15 protein-coding genes and 2 tRNA genes are annotated in these 18,126 nt (G+C 58.5%); 16 read left to right on the top strand and 1 reads right to left on the bottom strand.

The window, feature by feature from the left end; translation table 11 throughout:
• Positions 1 to 10: 10 nt before the first annotated feature.
• From dapB to ACP7CJ_RS14285, 5 genes are all read left to right on the top strand, one after another.
• On the top strand, positions 11 to 817 hold the full coding sequence (dapB, locus tag ACP7CJ_RS14265) for a 4-hydroxy-tetrahydrodipicolinate reductase (RefSeq protein ID WP_253399179.1): 807 nt from the start codon (positions 11 to 13) through the stop codon (positions 815 to 817).
• A 259-nt stretch (positions 818 to 1,076) separates the two neighbouring features.
• Positions 1,077 to 2,213, top strand: a complete 1,137-nt coding sequence (carA, locus tag ACP7CJ_RS14270; protein WP_276194931.1) for a glutamine-hydrolyzing carbamoyl-phosphate synthase small subunit — start codon at positions 1,077 to 1,079, stop codon at positions 2,211 to 2,213.
• Positions 2,214 to 2,318: 105 nt separating this feature from the next.
• The gene (gene carB, locus ACP7CJ_RS14275; protein WP_276194930.1) at positions 2,319 to 5,540 is read left to right on the top strand and encodes a carbamoyl-phosphate synthase large subunit; all 3,222 of its coding nucleotides are present in this window, start codon (positions 2,319 to 2,321) and stop codon (positions 5,538 to 5,540) included.
• The gene (gene greA, locus ACP7CJ_RS14280) at positions 5,537 to 6,013 is read left to right on the top strand and encodes a transcription elongation factor GreA (protein WP_017847415.1); all 477 of its coding nucleotides are present in this window, start codon (positions 5,537 to 5,539) and stop codon (positions 6,011 to 6,013) included. Before carB ends, greA begins: the two co-directional genes overlap by 4 nt.
• Positions 6,014 to 6,041: 28 nt before the next feature.
• Positions 6,042 to 6,446 (top strand): hypothetical protein, encoded by a 405-nt coding sequence (locus tag ACP7CJ_RS14285; RefSeq protein ID WP_017847416.1) that lies wholly within the window; start codon positions 6,042 to 6,044, stop codon positions 6,444 to 6,446.
• 9 nt (positions 6,447 to 6,455) lie between these two features.
• On the opposite strand, the gene ACP7CJ_RS14290 is transcribed toward ACP7CJ_RS14285, so the two are convergent.
• Complete coding sequence (locus ACP7CJ_RS14290) at positions 6,456 to 6,764, bottom strand: YhbY family RNA-binding protein (protein WP_017139256.1); 309 nt, start codon at positions 6,762 to 6,764, stop codon at positions 6,456 to 6,458.
• A 105-nt stretch (positions 6,765 to 6,869) separates the two neighbouring features.
• On the opposite strand from ACP7CJ_RS14290, the gene rlmE reads away from it, so the two are divergent.
• The 11 genes from rlmE to infB all read left to right on the top strand — a co-directional run bounded on the left by rlmE (position 6,870) and on the right by infB (position 18,017).
• A complete protein-coding gene (gene rlmE, locus ACP7CJ_RS14295; protein ID WP_247395685.1) occupies positions 6,870 to 7,520 on the top strand; it encodes a 23S rRNA (uridine(2552)-2'-O)-methyltransferase RlmE in 651 nt (216 codons plus the stop codon).
• Positions 7,521 to 7,720: 200 nt separating this feature from the next.
• Entirely contained in the window at positions 7,721 to 9,631 is a 1,911-nt protein-coding gene (ftsH, locus tag ACP7CJ_RS14300; RefSeq protein ID WP_276194929.1) for an ATP-dependent zinc metalloprotease FtsH, read from the top strand.
• An 8-nt stretch (positions 9,632 to 9,639) separates the two neighbouring features.
• Positions 9,640 to 10,491 (top strand): dihydropteroate synthase, encoded by an 852-nt coding sequence (gene folP, locus ACP7CJ_RS14305; RefSeq protein WP_426100634.1) that lies wholly within the window; start codon positions 9,640 to 9,642, stop codon positions 10,489 to 10,491.
• A gap of 16 nt (positions 10,492 to 10,507) precedes the next feature.
• Positions 10,508 to 11,845, top strand: coding sequence for a phosphoglucosamine mutase (glmM, locus tag ACP7CJ_RS14310; protein WP_247395688.1), 1,338 nt, complete (start codon positions 10,508 to 10,510; stop codon positions 11,843 to 11,845).
• Positions 11,846 to 11,911: 66 nt separating this feature from the next.
• Positions 11,912 to 12,667 (top strand): triose-phosphate isomerase, encoded by a 756-nt coding sequence (tpiA, locus tag ACP7CJ_RS14315; RefSeq protein ID WP_426100636.1) that lies wholly within the window; start codon positions 11,912 to 11,914, stop codon positions 12,665 to 12,667.
• A 4-nt stretch (positions 12,668 to 12,671) separates the two neighbouring features.
• Entirely contained in the window at positions 12,672 to 13,055 is a 384-nt protein-coding gene (secG, locus tag ACP7CJ_RS14320) for a preprotein translocase subunit SecG (RefSeq protein ID WP_078835321.1), read from the top strand.
• 22 nt (positions 13,056 to 13,077) lie between these two features.
• A tRNA-Leu gene (locus ACP7CJ_RS14325) sits at positions 13,078 to 13,163 on the top strand.
• A gap of 96 nt (positions 13,164 to 13,259) precedes the next feature.
• Positions 13,260 to 13,336 (top strand) — tRNA-Met (locus tag ACP7CJ_RS14330).
• Positions 13,337 to 13,476: 140 nt separating this feature from the next.
• Positions 13,477 to 13,935, top strand: coding sequence for a ribosome maturation factor RimP (gene rimP / locus ACP7CJ_RS14335; protein ID WP_026140087.1), 459 nt, complete (start codon positions 13,477 to 13,479; stop codon positions 13,933 to 13,935).
• A 47-nt stretch (positions 13,936 to 13,982) separates the two neighbouring features.
• The gene (gene nusA / locus ACP7CJ_RS14340; RefSeq protein WP_253399163.1) at positions 13,983 to 15,464 is read left to right on the top strand and encodes a transcription termination factor NusA; all 1,482 of its coding nucleotides are present in this window, start codon (positions 13,983 to 13,985) and stop codon (positions 15,462 to 15,464) included.
• A 27-nt stretch (positions 15,465 to 15,491) separates the two neighbouring features.
• On the top strand, positions 15,492 to 18,017 hold the full coding sequence (gene infB / locus ACP7CJ_RS14345) for a translation initiation factor IF-2 (protein ID WP_276194927.1): 2,526 nt from the start codon (positions 15,492 to 15,494) through the stop codon (positions 18,015 to 18,017).
• Positions 18,018 to 18,126: the final 109 nt, after the last annotated feature.

The raw sequence follows: 18,126 nt of genomic DNA on the forward strand, positions 1-18,126 counted from the left end.
GGAATTGAGTATGCGACGTATAGCCGTAATGGGCGCTGCCGGGCGCATGGGGAAAACCTTGATCGAGGCGGTGCAGCAGCGCTCGCCGGCCTCCGGCCTGACGGCGGCGATCGTTCGCCCTGGCAGTACGTTGATCGGTGCCGATGCCGGTGAGCTGGCTTCGCTGGGGCGTATTGGGGTGTCGTTGTCCGGCAATCTGGAGTTGGTGGCGGACGAATTCGACGTACTGATCGACTTTACGCTGCCAGACGTGATGCTGAAAAACCTGGCGTTCTGCCGCAAGGCGGGCAAAGCCATGGTGATTGGCACCACCGGTTTGAGTGCTGAGCAGAAGCAGTTGCTGGTCGAGGCGGGCAAGGACATTCCCATCGTGTTTGCCGCCAACTTCAGTGTGGGCGTGAACCTCTCGCTCAAGCTGTTGGACCTGGCGGCGCGCGTGCTGGGTGATGAGGCGGATATCGAAATCATCGAGACCCATCATCGCCACAAGATAGATGCGCCGTCGGGAACGGCATTGCGCATGGGTGAGGCTATCGCCGATGCCCTGGGCCGAGACTTGTCGAAGGTGGCGGTGTACGGGCGTGAAGGCCATACCGGTGCGCGTGCGCGTGACACCATTGGCTTTGCCACTGTTCGCGGTGGCGACGTCGTCGGCGATCACACCGTGCTGTTCGCCGCTGAAGGCGAACGCCTGGAAATCACGCACAAAGCCTCCAGTCGCATGACGTTCGCCAAGGGTGCGGTGCGTGCTGCGCTGTGGCTGGACGGTCGTGCGCCGGGTCTGTATGACATGCGCGATGTGTTGGATCTGCACTAATCAGTAGCTAAAATGGGGTCTCGGGATTATCCTGAGGCCCCGTTTTTACCCGCTAAGCGACGTCCTGTCGCATTCTCCTGCCTTTAAGGCTCATTAGCGGTGGACCAAAATAGCCTTTTTCTGTAAGCTACAGCTTTAGTGTGTCCACTAAAAGCGCGCAGAATAATTCAGTGAAGAAGCGGGGTGACGTGTCCATACGTCACTCCGCTTTTTTACAACCTGCGATCGCCCTTTCAGGCTTTATTTACGGGAGGTCTTCTTGACTAAGCCAGCCATACTCGCCCTTGCTGATGGCAGCATTTTTCGCGGCGAAGCCATTGGAGCCGACGGTCAAACCGTTGGAGAGGTGGTGTTTAACACTGCCATGACCGGCTATCAGGAAATCCTTACCGATCCTTCCTACGCCCAACAGATCGTTACCCTGACCTATCCGCACATCGGCAACACCGGTACTACACCGGAAGACGTCGAATCTGATCGTGTCTGGTCGGCGGGCCTGGTGATTCGTGACCTGCCCCTGGTTGCGAGCAACTGGCGTAGCACGATGTCGCTGTCCGATTACCTGAAAGCCAACAACGTTGTGGCGATCGCCGGTATCGATACGCGCCGTCTGACGCGCATCCTGCGTGAAAAAGGCTCGCAGAACGGCTGCATTATGGCCGGTGACAATATTTCCGAAGCGGCGGCGATCGCTGCAGCGCAAGGCTTCCCTGGCCTGAAAGGCATGGACCTGGCGAAAGTCGTCAGCACCCAGGAAAAGTACGAATGGCGCTCCACTGTCTGGGACTTGAAGACCGACAGCCACGAGACCATCGACGCTGCCGATCTGCCCTACCACGTAGTGGCCTACGACTACGGCATCAAGTACAACATCCTGCGCATGCTGGTTGAGCGCGGTTGCCGCGTGACCGTCGTGCCGGCGCAAACCCCGGCCAGCGACGTCCTGGCCCTGCAGCCGGACGGTGTGTTCCTGTCCAACGGCCCGGGCGACCCCGAGCCTTGCGACTACGCCATCAAGGCGATCAAGGCGGTGCTGGAGACCGAGATCCCGGTGTTCGGTATCTGCCTGGGCCACCAGTTGCTCGCCCTGGCCTCCGGTGCCAAGACCCTGAAAATGGGGCACGGCCACCACGGCGCCAACCACCCTGTGCAGGACCTGGACACCGGTGTGGTGATGATCACCAGCCAGAACCACGGTTTCGCGGTGGATGAAGTGACCTTGCCGGCCAACCTCCGTGCAACTCACAAGTCGCTGTTCGACGGTTCCCTGCAAGGCATCGAGCGCACCGACAAGAGCGCGTTCAGCTTCCAGGGCCACCCTGAAGCCAGCCCGGGCCCGAACGACGTAGCGCCGCTGTTCGACCGTTTCATCAATGAGATGGCCAAGCGACGCTGACTGAGTGGCGTGCGGGCGGCCCCGAATGTCGGTGGCCCCCGCAGGCTCTTCAAAGATTGTTCAAGACGGCTTGCCGACTGACCTGCGGATTTGAGTGACAAACCCATGCCAAAACGTACAGACATAAAAAGTATCCTGATTCTCGGCGCTGGCCCGATCGTGATCGGCCAGGCCTGCGAATTCGACTACTCCGGCGCCCAGGCCTGTAAAGCCCTGCGCGAGGAGGGTTACCGCGTCATCCTGGTGAACTCCAACCCGGCCACCATCATGACCGACCCGGACATGGCCGACGCCACCTACATCGAACCGATCAAGTGGCAGACCGTTGCCAAGATCATCGAGAAAGAGCGTCCGGACGCACTGCTGCCAACTATGGGTGGCCAAACCGCTCTGAATTGCGCCCTGGACCTGGAGCGCGAAGGCATCCTGGAAAAATTCGGCGTGGAGATGATCGGTGCAAACGCCGACACCATCGACAAGGCTGAAGACCGTTCGCGCTTCGACAAGGCAATGAAGTCCATCGGCCTGGCGTGCCCGCGTTCCGGTATCGCCCACAACATGGAAGAAGCCAATGCGGTCCTCGAGACCCTGGGCTTTCCGTGCATCATCCGTCCGTCCTTCACCATGGGCGGTACCGGTGGCGGTATTGCGTACAACCGTGAAGAGTTCGAAGAAATCTGCGCCCGTGGCCTGGACCTGTCGCCGACCAAAGAGCTGCTGATCGACGAATCCCTGATCGGCTGGAAAGAATATGAGATGGAGGTTGTCCGCGATAAGAAGGACAACTGCATCATCGTCTGCTCCATCGAAAACTTCGACCCGATGGGCGTACACACCGGCGACTCGATCACCGTTGCTCCGGCACAGACCCTGACTGACAAGGAATACCAGATCCTGCGTAACGCCTCTCTGGCGGTACTGCGCGAGATCGGCGTAGAGACGGGCGGTTCCAACGTACAGTTCGGCATCTGCCCGACCACCGGCCGCATGGTCGTGATCGAGATGAACCCGCGTGTGTCGCGTTCGTCGGCCCTGGCCTCGAAAGCCACCGGTTTCCCGATCGCCAAGGTCGCGGCCAAGCTGGCCGTGGGTTACACCCTGGACGAACTGTCGAACGACATCACCGGCGGCAAGACCCCGGCGTCCTTCGAGCCGTCCATCGACTACGTTGTGACCAAGCTGCCGCGGTTTGCCTTCGAGAAGTTCCCCAAGGCTGACGCGCGCCTGACCACCCAGATGAAGTCGGTCGGTGAGGTCATGGCCATTGGCCGGACCTTCCAGGAATCCCTGCAGAAAGCCCTGCGCGGCCTCGAAGTAGGCGTTTGCGGCCTGGACGAGAAGCTCGACCTGAGCAATCCGGAAAGCATGAGCGTGCTCAAGCGCGAGCTGACCGTGCCGGGCGCCGAGCGTATCTGGTACGTTGCTGACGCGTTCCGCGCCGGCATGACCGTCGAAGACATCTTCGGCATGAACATGATTGATCCGTGGTTCCTGGTGCAGATCGAAGATCTGATCAAGGAGGAAGAGAAGGTCAAGACCCTGGGTCTGGCCAGCATCGACCGCGACACGATGTTCCGCCTCAAGCGCAAAGGGTTCTCCGACCAGCGCCTGGCCAAGCTGCTGGGTGTGACCGAGAAAAACCTGCGGACCCATCGCCACAAGCTGGATATCTTCCCGGTCTACAAGCGCGTTGACACCTGCGCCGCCGAGTTTTCCACCGACACCGCTTACCTGTACTCCACCTACGAGGAAGAGTGCGAAGCTGCGCCGTCGGGTCGCGACAAGATCATGATCCTGGGTGGCGGTCCGAACCGTATCGGCCAGGGCATCGAGTTCGACTACTGTTGCGTACACGCCGCCCTCGCCCTGCGCGAAGACGGGTACGAGACCATCATGGTCAACTGCAACCCGGAAACCGTATCCACAGACTACGACACCTCCGATCGCCTGTACTTCGAGCCGGTAACCCTGGAAGACGTGCTGGAAATCGTGCGCGTCGAGAAGCCAAAAGGCGTGATCGTCCAGTACGGCGGCCAAACCCCACTGAAACTGGCTCGTGCCCTGGAAGCCGCTGGCGTGCCGATCATCGGCACCAGCCCGGACGCCATCGACCGTGCCGAAGACCGTGAGCGCTTCCAGCAAATGGTCGAGCGCCTGAACCTGCGTCAGCCGCCAAACGCTACCGTGCGCAGCGAAGACGAAGCCCTCCGTGCGGCCGGCAAGATCGGCTACCCGCTGGTGGTGCGTCCTTCCTACGTACTGGGCGGACGGGCGATGGAAATCGTCTACGAAGAAGAAGAACTCAAGCGTTACCTGCGTGATGCGGTGAAAGTGTCCAACGACAGCCCGGTGCTGCTGGACCACTTCCTCAACTGCGCCATCGAGATGGACGTGGACGCAGTGTGCGACGGTACTGACGTGGTCATCGGCGCGATCATGCAGCACATCGAACAGGCGGGCGTTCACTCCGGTGACTCCGCGTGCTCGCTCCCGCCGTACTCGCTGCCGGCGCACATCCAGGACGAGATGCGCGAACAGGTCAAGAAAATGGCCCTGGAACTGGGTGTGGTCGGCCTGATGAACGTACAGTTGGCGCTGCAAGGCGACGATATCTACGTCATTGAAGTCAACCCGCGCGCCTCGCGTACCGTGCCGTTCGTGTCCAAGTGCATCGGTGTGTCCCTGGCCATGATCGCTGCCCGCGTGATGGCCGGTAAGACTCTGAAGGAAATCGGCTTCACCAAGGAAATCATTCCGAACTTCTACAGCGTGAAAGAGGCGGTGTTCCCATTCGCCAAGTTCCCTGGTGTGGACCCGATCCTCGGCCCAGAGATGAAGTCCACCGGTGAAGTGATGGGCGTGGGCGATACCTTCGGTGAGGCCTTTGCCAAGGCCCAGATGGGCGCCAGCGAAGTGCTGCCGACCGGCGGTACTGCTTTCATCAGCGTGCGCGATGATGACAAGCCACTGGTTGCAGGCGTGGCCCGTGATCTGATCAACTTGGGCTTCGAGATCGTGGCCACCGCCGGGACCGCCAAGCTGATTGAAGCGGCGGGCCTGAAAGTGCGTCGCGTGAACAAGGTGACGGAAGGCCGTCCGCACGTGGTCGATATGATCAAGAATGACGAAGTCACCCTGATCATCAACACCACCGAGGGTCGTCAGTCGATCGCGGATTCTTACTCCATTCGTCGTAATGCCTTGCAGCACAAGATTTACTGCACCACTACCATTGCTGCTGGCGAAGCTATCTGCGAAGCGCTTAAGTTCGGTCCGGAAAAGACCGTGCGTCGCTTGCAGGATCTACACGCAGGATTGAAGGCATGATCAAATACCCAATGACCGTCCGGGGCGCCAAGGCCCTGGAAGAGGAGCACGCCCATCTGACCAAGGTCGTCCGTCCAAAGCTGAGCCAGGACATCGGCACGGCCCGCGAACTGGGTGACTTGAAGGAAAACGCTGAATACCACGCTGCCCGCGAGCAGCAGGGTATGGTCGAAGCACGGATACGTGATATCGAAGGCCGTATGCAGAATGCGGTGATCATCGATGTCACGACCATCCCGCACACCGGCAAAGTGATTTTCGGCACCACGGTGGAAATCGCCAACGTCGAGACTGACGAAAGCGTGGTCTACCACATCGTGGGTGAGGATGAGGCTGACTTCAAACTCGGCAAGATCTCCGTCGGTTCGCCACTGGCCCGTGCCTTGATTGCCAAGGAAGAGGGGGATGTGGTGGTTGTGAAAACGCCAGGTGGCGTGATCGAGTACGAGATTGTCGAAGTTCGCCATGTCTGAAAGGCGGCGCCCGCTTCGTGCGGGCGCCATGCTTTGGCAGTTTGCCCAGATGCTTTGGGTGGGCGGCCTGTGGTTGCTGCATATTGGCGTGTTACCGGCGTTGGGCCTGATTGGCCTGGCGCCGTTGTTGATCGATGAGATCGATGGATTATTGAGTGCGTTGCTGGTGGGTTTTGCGGCGGCGTGCGTGACGCTTCAGGCGCTGGTGCTGATCAAGGCCGAAGGCTTGGGGAGTTTGTGGCGGGATATTCGCGGCCAACTGCTGTTGATGGCGCTGTATGCGTGTGCAATGTATTGCATCGTGCATGTGTGGCTGCCGGAAGCGTTGCGCTGGCAGCTATTCAGCTATCTTGTGCTAGGGTTTTCCGGCCTGGTGCTGGTGATGCAACCGGCGCCGGGTTGGAGTGGCGGGGCGCGCGAAGCACGCCCGTGACCCTTGTTGTCATTTGAAGCGATGAACGTTCGACAGTTGCTTGTTGACGCTGAAGTTCTTGCGATACAGCAGTGCCATCTTGCCGATGACCTGGACCAGGTCTGCCTTGCCAACCTTGCACAGTTCTGCAATGGCTGCCAGGCGCGCTTCGCGGTCAAGGATGTTGACCTTGATCTTGATCAGTTCGTGATCGCCCAATGCGCGTTCAAGTTCGGCTAACACACCTTCAGTCAAACCGTTGTCGGCCACGATCAAAACTGGTTTCAGATGGTGGCCAATGGATTTGTACTGTTTCTTCTGCTCTTGAGTGAGCGGCATAATCTGACCCCTGCGTCTGATCTTGTAAAAAGCGGCGGCCAGTTTACCCGAGCGAGTCCGGGACCGCCCAGTTAATCACGACCCGTTTTATTTTCGAGGTGGCCCGTGGCCCGTTCCAAAACTAGCCTTAAGTGGCTGCAAGAGCATTTCAACGACCCTTACGTCAAAAAGGCGCAAAAGGACGGCTACCGCTCCCGGGCCAGCTACAAGCTGCTGGAGTTGCAGGAAAAGGACAAATTGTTCCGCCCCGGCATGAGCGTGATCGACCTGGGGGCCGCCCCGGGTGGCTGGTCCCAGGTGGCCAGTCGTCTGATTGGTGGTCAAGGCCGTTTGATCGCTTCCGACATTCTGGAGATGGACAGCATCCCGGATGTGACCTTCGTTCATGGTGACTTTACCCAGGACGCGGTGTTGGCTGAGATCCTGCAGGCGGTGGGAAATTCGCAGGTGGACCTTGTGATTTCCGACATGGCCCCCAATATGAGTGGATTACCGGCTGTTGATATGCCGCGAGCCATGTTCCTGTGCGAGTTGGCGCTGGATCTGGCGGGGCGGGTATTGCGCCCGGGTGGTGATTTCCTGGTCAAAGTCTTCCAGGGTGAGGGCTTCGACGAGTACCACAAGAACATCCGCAAGCTGTTCGACAAGGTGCAGATGCGCAAGCCGGACTCTTCCCGGGACCGGTCTCGCGAGCAATATCTGCTGGCGCGGGGGTTCCGCGGGATCGAAGGCGCAGCGAGTGATGAGCGTCTTTGAAGGTTTGAAGGGAGTCGATAGGTTTTTTTATATCGCTTTCGTCACGAAGCTTTACGAATATTGTGTAGTCAAAGTTTCACAAAGGGTTACAGACGGTGCCTGCCAGAGTTGTAGGTAATGTAGTAAGTTAGGCTGGTGAATATCATGCGAAGCGCGCGCCAGTAGCGGAGCTTGCTTCAGAGGGTAGTTAATTGAACGATATGGCAAAGAATCTGATCCTGTGGTTGATCATCGCGGCTGTCCTGGTGACGGTGATGAACAACTTCTCCAGCCCTAACGAGCCGCAGACCCTCAACTATTCCGACTTCATCCAGCAAGTTAAGGATGGCAAGGTCGAGCGCGTAGCGGTTGATGGCTACGTGATTACCGGCAAGCGCAACGATGGCGACGGCTTCAAGACCATTCGTCCGGCAATCCAGGACAACGGTCTGATCGGCGACCTGGTGAATAACCACGTGGTTGTCGAAGGCAAACTGCCTGAGCAGCAGAGCATCTGGACTCAACTCCTGGTGGCGAGCTTCCCGATCCTGGTGATCATCGCCGTGTTCATGTTCTTCATGCGCCAGATGCAAGGTGGTGCGGGAGGCAAGGGCGGGCCGATGAGTTTCGGCAAAAGCAAGGCGCGTCTGCTCTCCGAAGACCAAGTGAAGACAACCCTGGGTGATGTCGCCGGTTGCGACGAAGCCAAGGAAGAAGTGGGCGAGCTGGTCGAGTTCCTGCGTGATCCGGGCAAATTCCAGCGCCTGGGCGGTCGCATTCCTCGCGGTGTGCTGATGGTTGGCCCTCCGGGGACCGGTAAAACCTTGCTGGCCAAGGCAATTGCCGGCGAAGCCAAAGTGCCTTTCTTCACCATTTCCGGTTCGGATTTCGTTGAGATGTTCGTTGGCGTCGGTGCCAGCCGCGTTCGCGACATGTTCGAGCAGGCCAAGAAACACGCGCCATGCATCATCTTTATCGATGAAATCGACGCCGTCGGTCGCCATCGTGGTGCTGGCATGGGTGGTGGTCACGATGAGCGTGAGCAGACCCTCAACCAGTTGCTGGTGGAGATGGATGGTTTTGAAATGAATGACGGCATCATCGTCATTGCCGCAACCAACCGTCCGGACGTACTGGACCCTGCGTTGCTGCGTCCAGGCCGTTTCGACCGTCAGGTCGTGGTTGGCTTGCCGGATATCCGTGGTCGTGAACAGATCCTGAAAGTACACATGCGTAAAGTGCCGATGGGCGACGACGTGGCTCCGGCCGTGATTGCCCGCGGTACGCCAGGCTTCTCCGGTGCTGACCTGGCCAACCTGGTGAACGAGGCTTCGCTATTTGCGGCCCGTACCGGCAAGCGCATCGTTGAAATGAAAGAGTTCGAACTGGCGAAAGACAAGATCATGATGGGCGCCGAGCGCAAATCCATGGTCATGTCCGAGAAAGAGAAGCAGAACACCGCTTATCACGAAGCGGGTCACGCCATTGTGGGGCGCGTCGTGCCTGAGCATGATCCGGTCTACAAGGTGTCGATCATTCCTCGTGGTCGAGCGCTGGGTGTCACCATGTTCCTGCCGGAAGAGGATCGCTACAGCCTCTCCAAGCGTGCCTTGATCAGCCAGATCTGCTCGCTGTACGGTGGCCGAATTGCCGAAGAGATGACCCTGGGCTTCGACGGTGTAACCACCGGCGCTTCCAACGACATCATGCGCGCCAGCCAGATTGCGCGGAACATGGTGACCAAGTGGGGCTTGTCGGAGAAACTCGGTCCTTTGATGTACGCCGAGGAAGAGGGTGAAGTGTTCCTGGGTCGTGGCGGTGGCGGTCAAAGTGCCAGCTTCTCCGGTGAAACAGCCAAGCTGATCGACTCCGAAGTGCGCAGCATCATTGACCAGTGCTACGGCACGGCCAAGCAGATCCTCACCGAGAACCGCGACAAGCTTGATGCCATGGCGGATGCGCTGATGAAGTACGAAACCATTGATGCCGACCAGATCGACGACATCATGGCTGGCCGTACACCGCGTGAACCTCGCGATTGGGAAGGTGGTTCGGGCACCTCTGGCACGCCGCCAGTGGTTCAGAACGAACGCCCTGAAAACCCGATCGGCGGTCCTGCAGCTGACCACTAAGGTTTGAAATGACTTCTGCGTCGTCCTCCACCCGGTTGCCTTGCGGCAACCGGGTTCTTGATTTGGCCCATACACATGTCATGGGCATTCTTAACGTAACCCCCGATTCCTTTTCCGATGGTGGCCGCTTCAATCAGCTCGATGCTGCGTTGCGTCACGCCGAGGCGATGGTGGCGGCGGGTGCGACCTTGATCGATGTCGGCGGCGAGTCGACCCGGCCCGGCGCTCGCGTTGTTTCTCCCGTGGAGGAGCTGGAACGGGTGGCGCCGATCGTCGAGCGCATCGCTCGCGAGTTGGATGTGATCATTTCAGTGGATACATCGACCCCGGCCGTGATGCGTGAAACGGCGCGCCTGGGGGCGGGGCTGATCAACGATGTGCGTTCGTTGCGGCGTGATGGCGCGCTGGACGCTGCCGCGGCTACCGGCCTGCCGGTCTGTCTGATGCATATGCTGGGTGAGCCCGGCAATATGCAGGATAATCCGCACTACGATGATCTGGTTGGCGAAGTGAGTGGGTTCCTGGCTGATCGCATTGCTCAATGCGCCGCAGCAGGGATCGCTGCCGACAAGATCATCCTCGATCCGGGGTTTGGCTTCGCCAAGACCCTGCAGCACAATCTAAGTCTGTTCAAGCATATGGAAGTCTTGCATGCCCTGGGTCGGCCTTTGTTGGTCGGCGTTTCGCGCAAGAGCATGATAGGTCAGGCGCTGAATCGTCCGGTGGGCGAGCGGCTTTATGGCGGGTTGGCGCTTGCGGCACTTGCTGTGACCAAGGGTGCGCGCATCTTGCGTGTGCATGATGTCGCCGAGACCGTGGATGTTGTCCGCATGCTTGCCGCAGTAGAATCGGCCGAATAAGAATGATGGAGCACTTATGACAAAGAAATACTTTGGCACCGACGGTATTCGTGGTCGGGTCGGCGAGTTTCCGATTACCCCTGATTTCATGCTCAAGCTGGGTTGGGCGGCAGGCATGGCGTTCCGCAGCATGGGCGCGTGCCGCATCCTGGTAGGCAAGGACACGCGTATCTCGGGCTATATGTTTGAGTCTGCGCTGGAGGCTGGATTGTCCGCCGCCGGTGCTGATGTGATGCTGCTGGGCCCCATGCCGACCCCGGCGATCGCTTACCTGACGCGTACCTTTCACGCTGAAGCCGGTATTGTGATCAGTGCCTCGCACAATCCCCATGATGACAACGGCATCAAGTTCTTCTCGGGGCAGGGCACCAAGCTGCCGGACGAGATCGAGTTGATGATCGAAGAGCTGCTGGATGCGCCGATGACGGTGGTCGAGTCCAGCAAGCTGGGCAAGGTGTCGCGGATCAATGACGCCTCTGGCCGTTATATCGAGTTCTGTAAGAGCAGTGTGCCAAGCAGCACCAATTTCGCCGGGCTTAAGATCGTCGTCGACTGTGCTCATGGTGCGACCTATAAGGTCGCGCCGAGCGTATTCAAGGAGCTGGGTGCGGAAGTGACGGTGCTGTCGGCCCAGCCTAACGGGTTGAACATCAACGACAACTGTGGCTCCACGCATATGGAGCAACTGCAGGCTGCCGTCCTTGCCGAGCATGCCGACCTGGGTATCGCCTTTGATGGTGACGGCGACCGCGTATTGATGGTGGATCACACCGGCGCCGTGGTTGATGGCGATGACCTGCTGTTCATCATTGCTCGTGACCTGCATGAGCGTAATCGGCTGCAGGGTGGTGTTGTCGGCACGCTGATGAGCAATCTCGGGTTGGAGTTGGCGCTGGCCGAGCTGGGAATTCCTTTTGTGCGGGCCAATGTCGGGGATCGCTATGTGATTGCCGAGCTGCAGGAGCGCAATTGGCAGATCGGTGGCGAGAACTCCGGCCATGTCGTGTGCTTCCAGCACACCACCACGGGTGACGCGATCATTGCAGCGCTGCAGGTATTGTTGTCGTTGCGCCGTCGCCAGGAGAGCCTGGCCCAGGCGCGTCAGGCCTTGCGCAAGTGCCCGCAGGTGCTGCTCAATGTGCGTTTTTCCGGTGGCGACAATCCGATCGAACACCCGGCTGTCAAAGCGGCCTGCGAGCGCGTGACCCTGGCAATGGCGGGGCGTGGGCGAGTGTTGCTGCGCAAGTCTGGCACAGAGCCTCTGGTGCGCGTCATGGTCGAAGGCGAGGACGAAACCCAGGTTCGCGGCCATGCCGAAGACCTGGCAAAACTGGTAACTGAAGTTTGCGCCTGAATTCGGCTTGCCAGTGATGATGTGGTTGGGTAACATCTGCGCCCACTTTGACCGACGAGGTACAGCATGCGTCGCACTATGGTAGCTGGTAACTGGAAGATGCACGGTACCCGCGCCAGTGTCGCTGAGCTGATCAATGGCCTTCGTCATTTGGCCTTGCCGAGCAGTGTTGATGTCGCGGTTTTTCCATCTTGCTTGCATATCAACCAAGTGGTTGATGGCTTGAAAGGTAAGTCGATTCAGATCGGCGCGCAGAATTCTGCGATGGAACCCATGCAAGGTGCGCTGACAGGTGAGATTTCGCCAAGTCAGTTGGTTGATGCGGGTTGTTCCTATGTGCTTATTGGGCACTCCGAGCGCCGTCAGTTGATGGGCGAGCGTGACGGAACACTCAATCGCAAGTTCGCAGCGGCACAGGCTTGTGGCTTGATTCCGGTGTTGTGCATAGGGGAGACCCTTGAGCAGCGTGAATCGGGCAACACCTTCGAGGTTGTCTCGCGTCAGTTGGGCAGCATCATCGAAGAGCTGGGTGTTGGTGCGTTTGCGAAGGCAGTCATTGCTTACGAGCCGGTCTGGGCCATTGGCACCGGGCTGACTGCAACACCGCAACAGGCGCAGGATGTGCATGCAGCCATCCGCGCGCAGTTAGCGGCAGAGAATTCTGAGGTCGCACAAGGTGTGCGGCTTCTATACGGCGGCAGCGTGAAGGCGGCCAATGCGGTCGAACTGTTCGGCATGCCGGATATCGATGGGGGGCTCATTGGTGGAGCTTCCCTGAATGCAGATGAGTTCGGTGCGATTTGTCGCGCCGCGGGAAACTGAAAAAATGCTGGAAACAGTCGTAGTCGTTTTTCATCTGTTGGCTGCCCTGGGCGTAATTGCCCTGGTTTTGTTGCAACAGGGTAAAGGTGCGGATGCTGGTGCGTCTTTCGGTGCAGGTGCTTCAAATACTGTATTCGGAAGCCAAGGTTCCTCTACCTTTCTTAGTAAGTTTACTGCTATACTTGCCGCAGGTTTCTTCATAACCAGCTTAGGGTTAGGTTACTTTGCTAAAGAGAAAGCTCATGTGCTGACTCAAGTAGGTTTGCCAAACCCAGCTGTATTGGAAGTGCCAAAAGCAAAGCCGGCTTCTGATGACGTCCCGGTGCTTCAAGAGCAAAAGTCTGCTACTCCAGCGACTGACGTGCCTCCAGCTCAAGAGCAAAAGTAAGAAGGGTTGTAAACGCTGTATTGCCGAGGTGGTGGAATTGGTAGACACGCAACCTTGAGGTGGTTGTGCCCATAGGGTGTAGGGGTTCGAGTCCCCTTCTCGGTACCAATTATCAGGAGAGCCCGCTGTTGCGGGCTTTCTTGTAGGTGGAAGGTTACATTGACCCTGTAAGGGATCGGTCGTATACTTCCGCCCCAGCTTTGTCGCGGGGTGGAGCAGTCTGGTAGCTCGTCGGGCTCATAACCCGAAGGTCGTCGGTTCAAATCCGGCCCCCGCAACCAGTTTTAGCGGAGCCCCTTATTAAGGGGCTTTTTGTTAGCTGGACACTTTCAACGCCGCTATTCGACGGCGTTTCAAGGATGGGCGTTTCGCCCATTTTTTATTTTGCACAGCATGCACATACATGCACGAGGGGGTTCAGGTGTCGAGCAAGCTAGAAGAGTTGCAGGCCTTGCTGGCCCCGGTGGTCGTGGCCCTGGGCTATGAATGCTGGGGTATTGAGTTTTCGGCTCAAGGTCGCCACTCAATGTTGCGCGTTTATATTGATAAAGAGGGCGGCGTGCTGGTGGACGATTGTGCCATTGTCAGCCGTCAGATCAGTGGTGTTCTGGATGTTGAAGATCCAATCGCTGTTGAGTACACCCTCGAAGTTTCCTCGCCAGGCATGGAACGCCCACTGTTCACTCTCGAGCAGTTTGCAAAATTTGCCGGTGGACAAGTGAAAATCAAGCTGCGATCGCCCTTTGAAGGGCGGCGCAATTTTCAGGGCCTTCTGCGCGGTGTAGAAGAGCAGGATGTCGTGGTGCAAGTAGAAGACCATGAGTTCCTGTTGCCGATCGATATGATCGACAAGGCCAACATTATTCCCAGTTTTGACTGAGACGCGGATCCCGCGGATCCAATGGCTTGCGAAAGGCGAGGCGTACGATGAGCAAAGAAGTACTGCTGGTTGTTGAGTCGGTATCCAATGAAAAGGGCGTACCGGCAAACGTGATTTTTGAGGCGCTGGAGCTGGCCCTGGCCACTGCTACCAAAAAGCGTTTTGAAGACGAAGTTGATCTGCGTGTGGAAATCAATCGCCACACCGGTGCCTACGAGACTTTCCGTCGCTGGACGGTTGTTGAAGAAGCCGATCTTGATGATCCGGCCATCGAAACCTGGCCGAGCAAGGTTGCTGAAACGCACCCTGGCGCCAATGTCGGTGATGTTGTCGAAGAAAAGATCGAATCGATCGAGTTCGGCCGTATTGCTGCGCAAACTGCCAAGCAAGTCATTGTGCAGAAGGTTCGCGAAGCTGAGCGTGCTCAAGTCGTTGACGCCTATCGCGAGCGTCTGGGGGAAATCATCTCCGGCACCGTGAAAAAAGTCACCCGCGACAACGTGATCGTCGACCTGGGCAACAACGCCGAAGCGTTGCTGGCCCGCGAAGACATCATCTCTCGCGAAACTTTCCGTGTCGGCGTGCGTCTGCGTGCGTTGCTCAAGGAAATCCGCACCGAGAACCGCGGCCCTCAGTTGATCCTGTCGCGTACCGCGCCGGAAATGCTGATCGAGCTGTTCCGTATCGAAGTGCCGGAAATCGCCGAAGGCCTGATCGAAGTCATGGCTGCGGCCCGCGACCCGGGTTCGCGCGCCAAGATCGCGGTCCGCTCCAAGGACAAACGCATCGACCCGCAGGGCGCTTGCATTGGTATGCGCGGCTCGCGCGTCCAGGCAGTGTCGGGCGAGTTGGGCGGTGAGCGTGTGGATATCGTCCTGTGGGACGATAACCCGGCGCAGTTCGTGATCAACGCCATGTCGCCGGCTGAAGTGGCGGCAATTATCGTTGACGAAGATGCCCATGCAATGGACATCGCCGTTGGCGCTGACAATCTGGCTCAGGCCATTGGTCGTGGAGGTCAGAACGTGCGTCTGGCCAGCCAACTGACCGGCTGGACCCTGAACGTGATGACCGAATCGGACATCCAGGCTAAGCAGCAAGCTGAAACCGGTGACATCCTGCGCAACTTCATCGACGAGTTGGAAGTCGACGAAGACCTGGCGCAGGTGCTGGTAGATGAAGGCTTCACCAGCCTGGAAGAGATTGCCTACGTACCGTTGGAAGAAATGCTCAACATCGATGGCTTTGACGAAGACACCGTCAACGAGCTTCGCGCTCGGGCCAAGGATCGTTTGTTGACTAAAGCCATCGCTACTGAGGAAAAGCTGGCAGACGCCCATCCGGCCGAAGACCTGCTCTCGCTTGAGGGTATGGACAAGGATTTGGCGATGGAACTGGCGGTGCGCGGCGTAATTACCCGCGAAGACCTGGCCGAGCAGTCTATTGACGATCTGCTCGACATCGACGGCATTGACGATGATCGTGCCGGCAAGTTGATCATGGCCGCCCGAGCCCATTGGTTCGAGTAATTAGGCGCGGCCTGAGGAGAGAAGTGCATGACGCAAGTCACGGTGAAACAACTGGCCGATGAGGTCAAAACACCGGTAGAGCGCCTGTTGCAGCAGATGCGTGAGGCAGGTCTGCCGCACACCGCCGCCGATGAAGGTGTGAGCGATAGTGAGAAGCAGTCTTTGCTGACTCACTTGAAGAGCAGCCACAAGGCGAAAGTGGAAGAACCGCGCAAGATTACATTGCAGCGCAAAACCACCAGCACCCTGCGTGTTGCTGGTAGCAAGAGCATCAGCGTTGAAGTACGCAAGAAGAAAGTCTTCGTACAGCGCAGCCCGGAAGAAATCGAAGCCGAGCGCAAACGCGATCTGGAAGAACGCCGCTCAGTAGATAATGCTGCTCGTCAGAAGGCTGAAGAAGAAACCAAGCGTCGCGCCGAAGAAGAAGCGCGTCGCCAGCCTACTGCTGCGCAACCTGCTGGTACTGAAGCGGTCGCGGCTCCTGCTGCGCCTGTAGAAGCTGTGCGTGAGGCCACTCCGGTTGCCGCTGCACCAGCACCTGCTGCTGACGCCCGCAAGCGTGACGAACCTCGTCGTCCGGACAAACCACGTGCCGACGATAATAGTCGTCGCGGTGGCGGCGGTGATGGCGAGCGCAAAAACGCTCCGCATCGCGCCTCGGTCAAAGAGAAAGCGCCTGCTCCACGCGTTGCGCCACGTACTACCGACGAAGAAAGCGATAGCTTCCGTCGTGGTGGTCGCGGCAAGGCCAAGCTGAAAAAACGCAACGCCCACGGTTTCCAGAGCCCAACCGGCCCTGTCGTGCGTGATGTGCAGATCGGCGAGACCATCACAGTTGGCGATCTCGCCAATCAGATGTCGGTCAAGGCTGCAGAAATCATCAAGTTCATGTTCAAACTGGGTACTCCCGCGACCATCAACCAGGTGCTTGATCAGGAAACTGCTCAACTGGTAGCCGAAGAACTGGGCCACAAAGTGACCCTGGTCAGCGACACCGCCCTGGAAGATTCCCTGGCCGAGTCCCTGAAGTTTGAAGGTGAGACGTTCTCCCGTGCGCCAGTTGTGACCGTAATGGGCCACGTTGACCATGGTAAGACATCGCTGCTCGACTACATCCGTCGTGCCAAGGTAGCTGCAGGCGAAGCCGGCGGTATCACCCAGCACATCGGCGCGTACCACGTTGAAACCGATCGCGGCATGGTCACCTTCCTCGACACCCCAGGTCACGCCGCGTTTACCGCAATGCGTGCCCGTGGTGCCAAGGCGACTGACATCGTGATCCTGGTGGTTGCAGCGGACGACGGCGTAATGCCGCAGACCATTGAAGCTGTCCAGCACGCCAAGGCCGCTGGTGTTCCACTGGTTGTGGCAGTGAACAAAATCGACAAGCCGGGCGCCGATCTCGATCGCATCCGTAGCGAACTGTCGGTTCACGGCGTGACGTCTGAAGAGTGGGGCGGTGATACGCCGTTCGTTTCGGTTTCGGCGAAAGTCGGTACTGGCGTGGACGAGCTGCTCGAAGCGGTCTTGCTGCAAGCTGAAGTACTCGAACTGAAAGCAACGCCATCGGCCCCAGGTCGCGGTGTTGTGGTTGAGTCGCGTCTCGACAAAGGTCGTGGCCCGGTTGCAACCGTTCTGGTTCAAGACGGCACCCTGCGTCAAGGCGACATGGTGCTGGTCGGTTCGAACTACGGCCGTGTACGTGCCATGCTCGACGAGAACGGCAAGCAAATCAAGGAAGCGGGTCCTTCCATCCCTGTCGAGATCCTCGGCCTGGACGGTACCCCGGACGCTGGCGACGAGATGAGCGTGCTGTCGGACGAGAAGAAAGCCCGTGAAGTGGCTCTGTTCCGTCAAGGCAAGTTCCGCGAAGTCAAACTGGCTCGCGCTCACGCCGGCAAGCTGGAAAACATCTTCGAGAACATGGGCCAGGCAGAGAAGAAGACGCTCAACATCGTCCTCAAATCTGACGTTCGTGGTTCCCTCGAAGCGTTGAACGGCGCCTTGAACGGCCTGGGTAACGACGAAGTGCAAGTGCGTGTCGTCGGTGGCGGTGTCGGTGGTATCACCGAGTCCGACGCTAACCTGGCACTGGCTTCCAACGCTGTACTGTTCGGCTTCAACGTGCGTGCCGATGCTGGCGCTCGCAAGATCGTCGAGCAGGAAGGCCTGGACATGCGTTACTACAACGTCATCTACGACATCATCGAAGACGTCAAGAAAGCCCTTACCGGCATGCTTGGCAGCGACGTTCGGGAGAATATCCTGGGTATCGCCGAGGTGCGTGACGTGTTCCGCTCGCCGAAATTCGGCGCGATCGCCGGTTGCATGGTTATCGAAGGTGTTGTGCACCGTAACCGTCCAATCCGTGTACTGCGTGAAGACATCGTTATCTTCGAAGGCGAGCTGGAATCCCTGCGCCGCTTCAAGGATGACGCTTCCGAAGTACGTGCCGGCATGGAATGCGGTATCGGCGTCAAGAGCTACAACGACGTCAAGCCTGGCGACAAGATCGAAGTTTACGAGAAGGTTCAGGTTGCTCGCAGCCTCTAACTCGCGCACTTCAGGAGCCACGCCGCGTGTGGGCATGCAAATGCCCCGCGCAACGTTCGGACTCTAAACGCAACGCCCGGTCTGGCTTTTGTCAGGCCGGGCGTTTGCC

This window comes from Pseudomonas sp. PSPC3-2 (assembly GCF_049897085.1).
Taxonomy (GTDB): Bacteria; Pseudomonadota; Gammaproteobacteria; order Pseudomonadales; family Pseudomonadaceae; genus Aquipseudomonas; species Aquipseudomonas paraveronii.

Bases quoted from the DNA above. Each gene is read 5' to 3' on its own strand.
- nusA (WP_253399163.1), top strand. From the start codon at position 13,983: ATGAGCAAAGAAGTACTGCTGGTTGTTGAGTCGGTATCCAATGAAAAG.
- ACP7CJ_RS14285 (WP_017847416.1), top strand. From the start codon at position 6,042: ATGCTTTGGCAGTTTGCCCAGATGCTTTGGGTGGGCGGCCTGTGGTTG.
- greA (WP_017847415.1), top strand. From the start codon at position 5,537: ATGATCAAATACCCAATGACCGTCCGGGGCGCCAAGGCCCTGGAAGAG.
- folP (WP_426100634.1), top strand. From the start codon at position 9,640: ATGACTTCTGCGTCGTCCTCCACCCGGTTGCCTTGCGGCAACCGGGTT.
- glmM (WP_247395688.1), top strand. From the start codon at position 10,508: ATGACAAAGAAATACTTTGGCACCGACGGTATTCGTGGTCGGGTCGGC.
- dapB (WP_253399179.1), top strand. From the start codon at position 11: ATGCGACGTATAGCCGTAATGGGCGCTGCCGGGCGCATGGGGAAAACC.
- secG (WP_078835321.1), top strand. From the start codon at position 12,672: ATGCTGGAAACAGTCGTAGTCGTTTTTCATCTGTTGGCTGCCCTGGGC.
- carB (WP_276194930.1), top strand. From the start codon at position 2,319: ATGCCAAAACGTACAGACATAAAAAGTATCCTGATTCTCGGCGCTGGC.
- ACP7CJ_RS14290 (WP_017139256.1), bottom strand. From the start codon at position 6,764: ATGCCGCTCACTCAAGAGCAGAAGAAACAGTACAAATCCATTGGCCAC.
- tpiA (WP_426100636.1), top strand. From the start codon at position 11,912: ATGCGTCGCACTATGGTAGCTGGTAACTGGAAGATGCACGGTACCCGC.
- ftsH (WP_276194929.1), top strand. From the start codon at position 7,721: ATGGCAAAGAATCTGATCCTGTGGTTGATCATCGCGGCTGTCCTGGTG.
- infB (WP_276194927.1), top strand. From the start codon at position 15,492: ATGACGCAAGTCACGGTGAAACAACTGGCCGATGAGGTCAAAACACCG.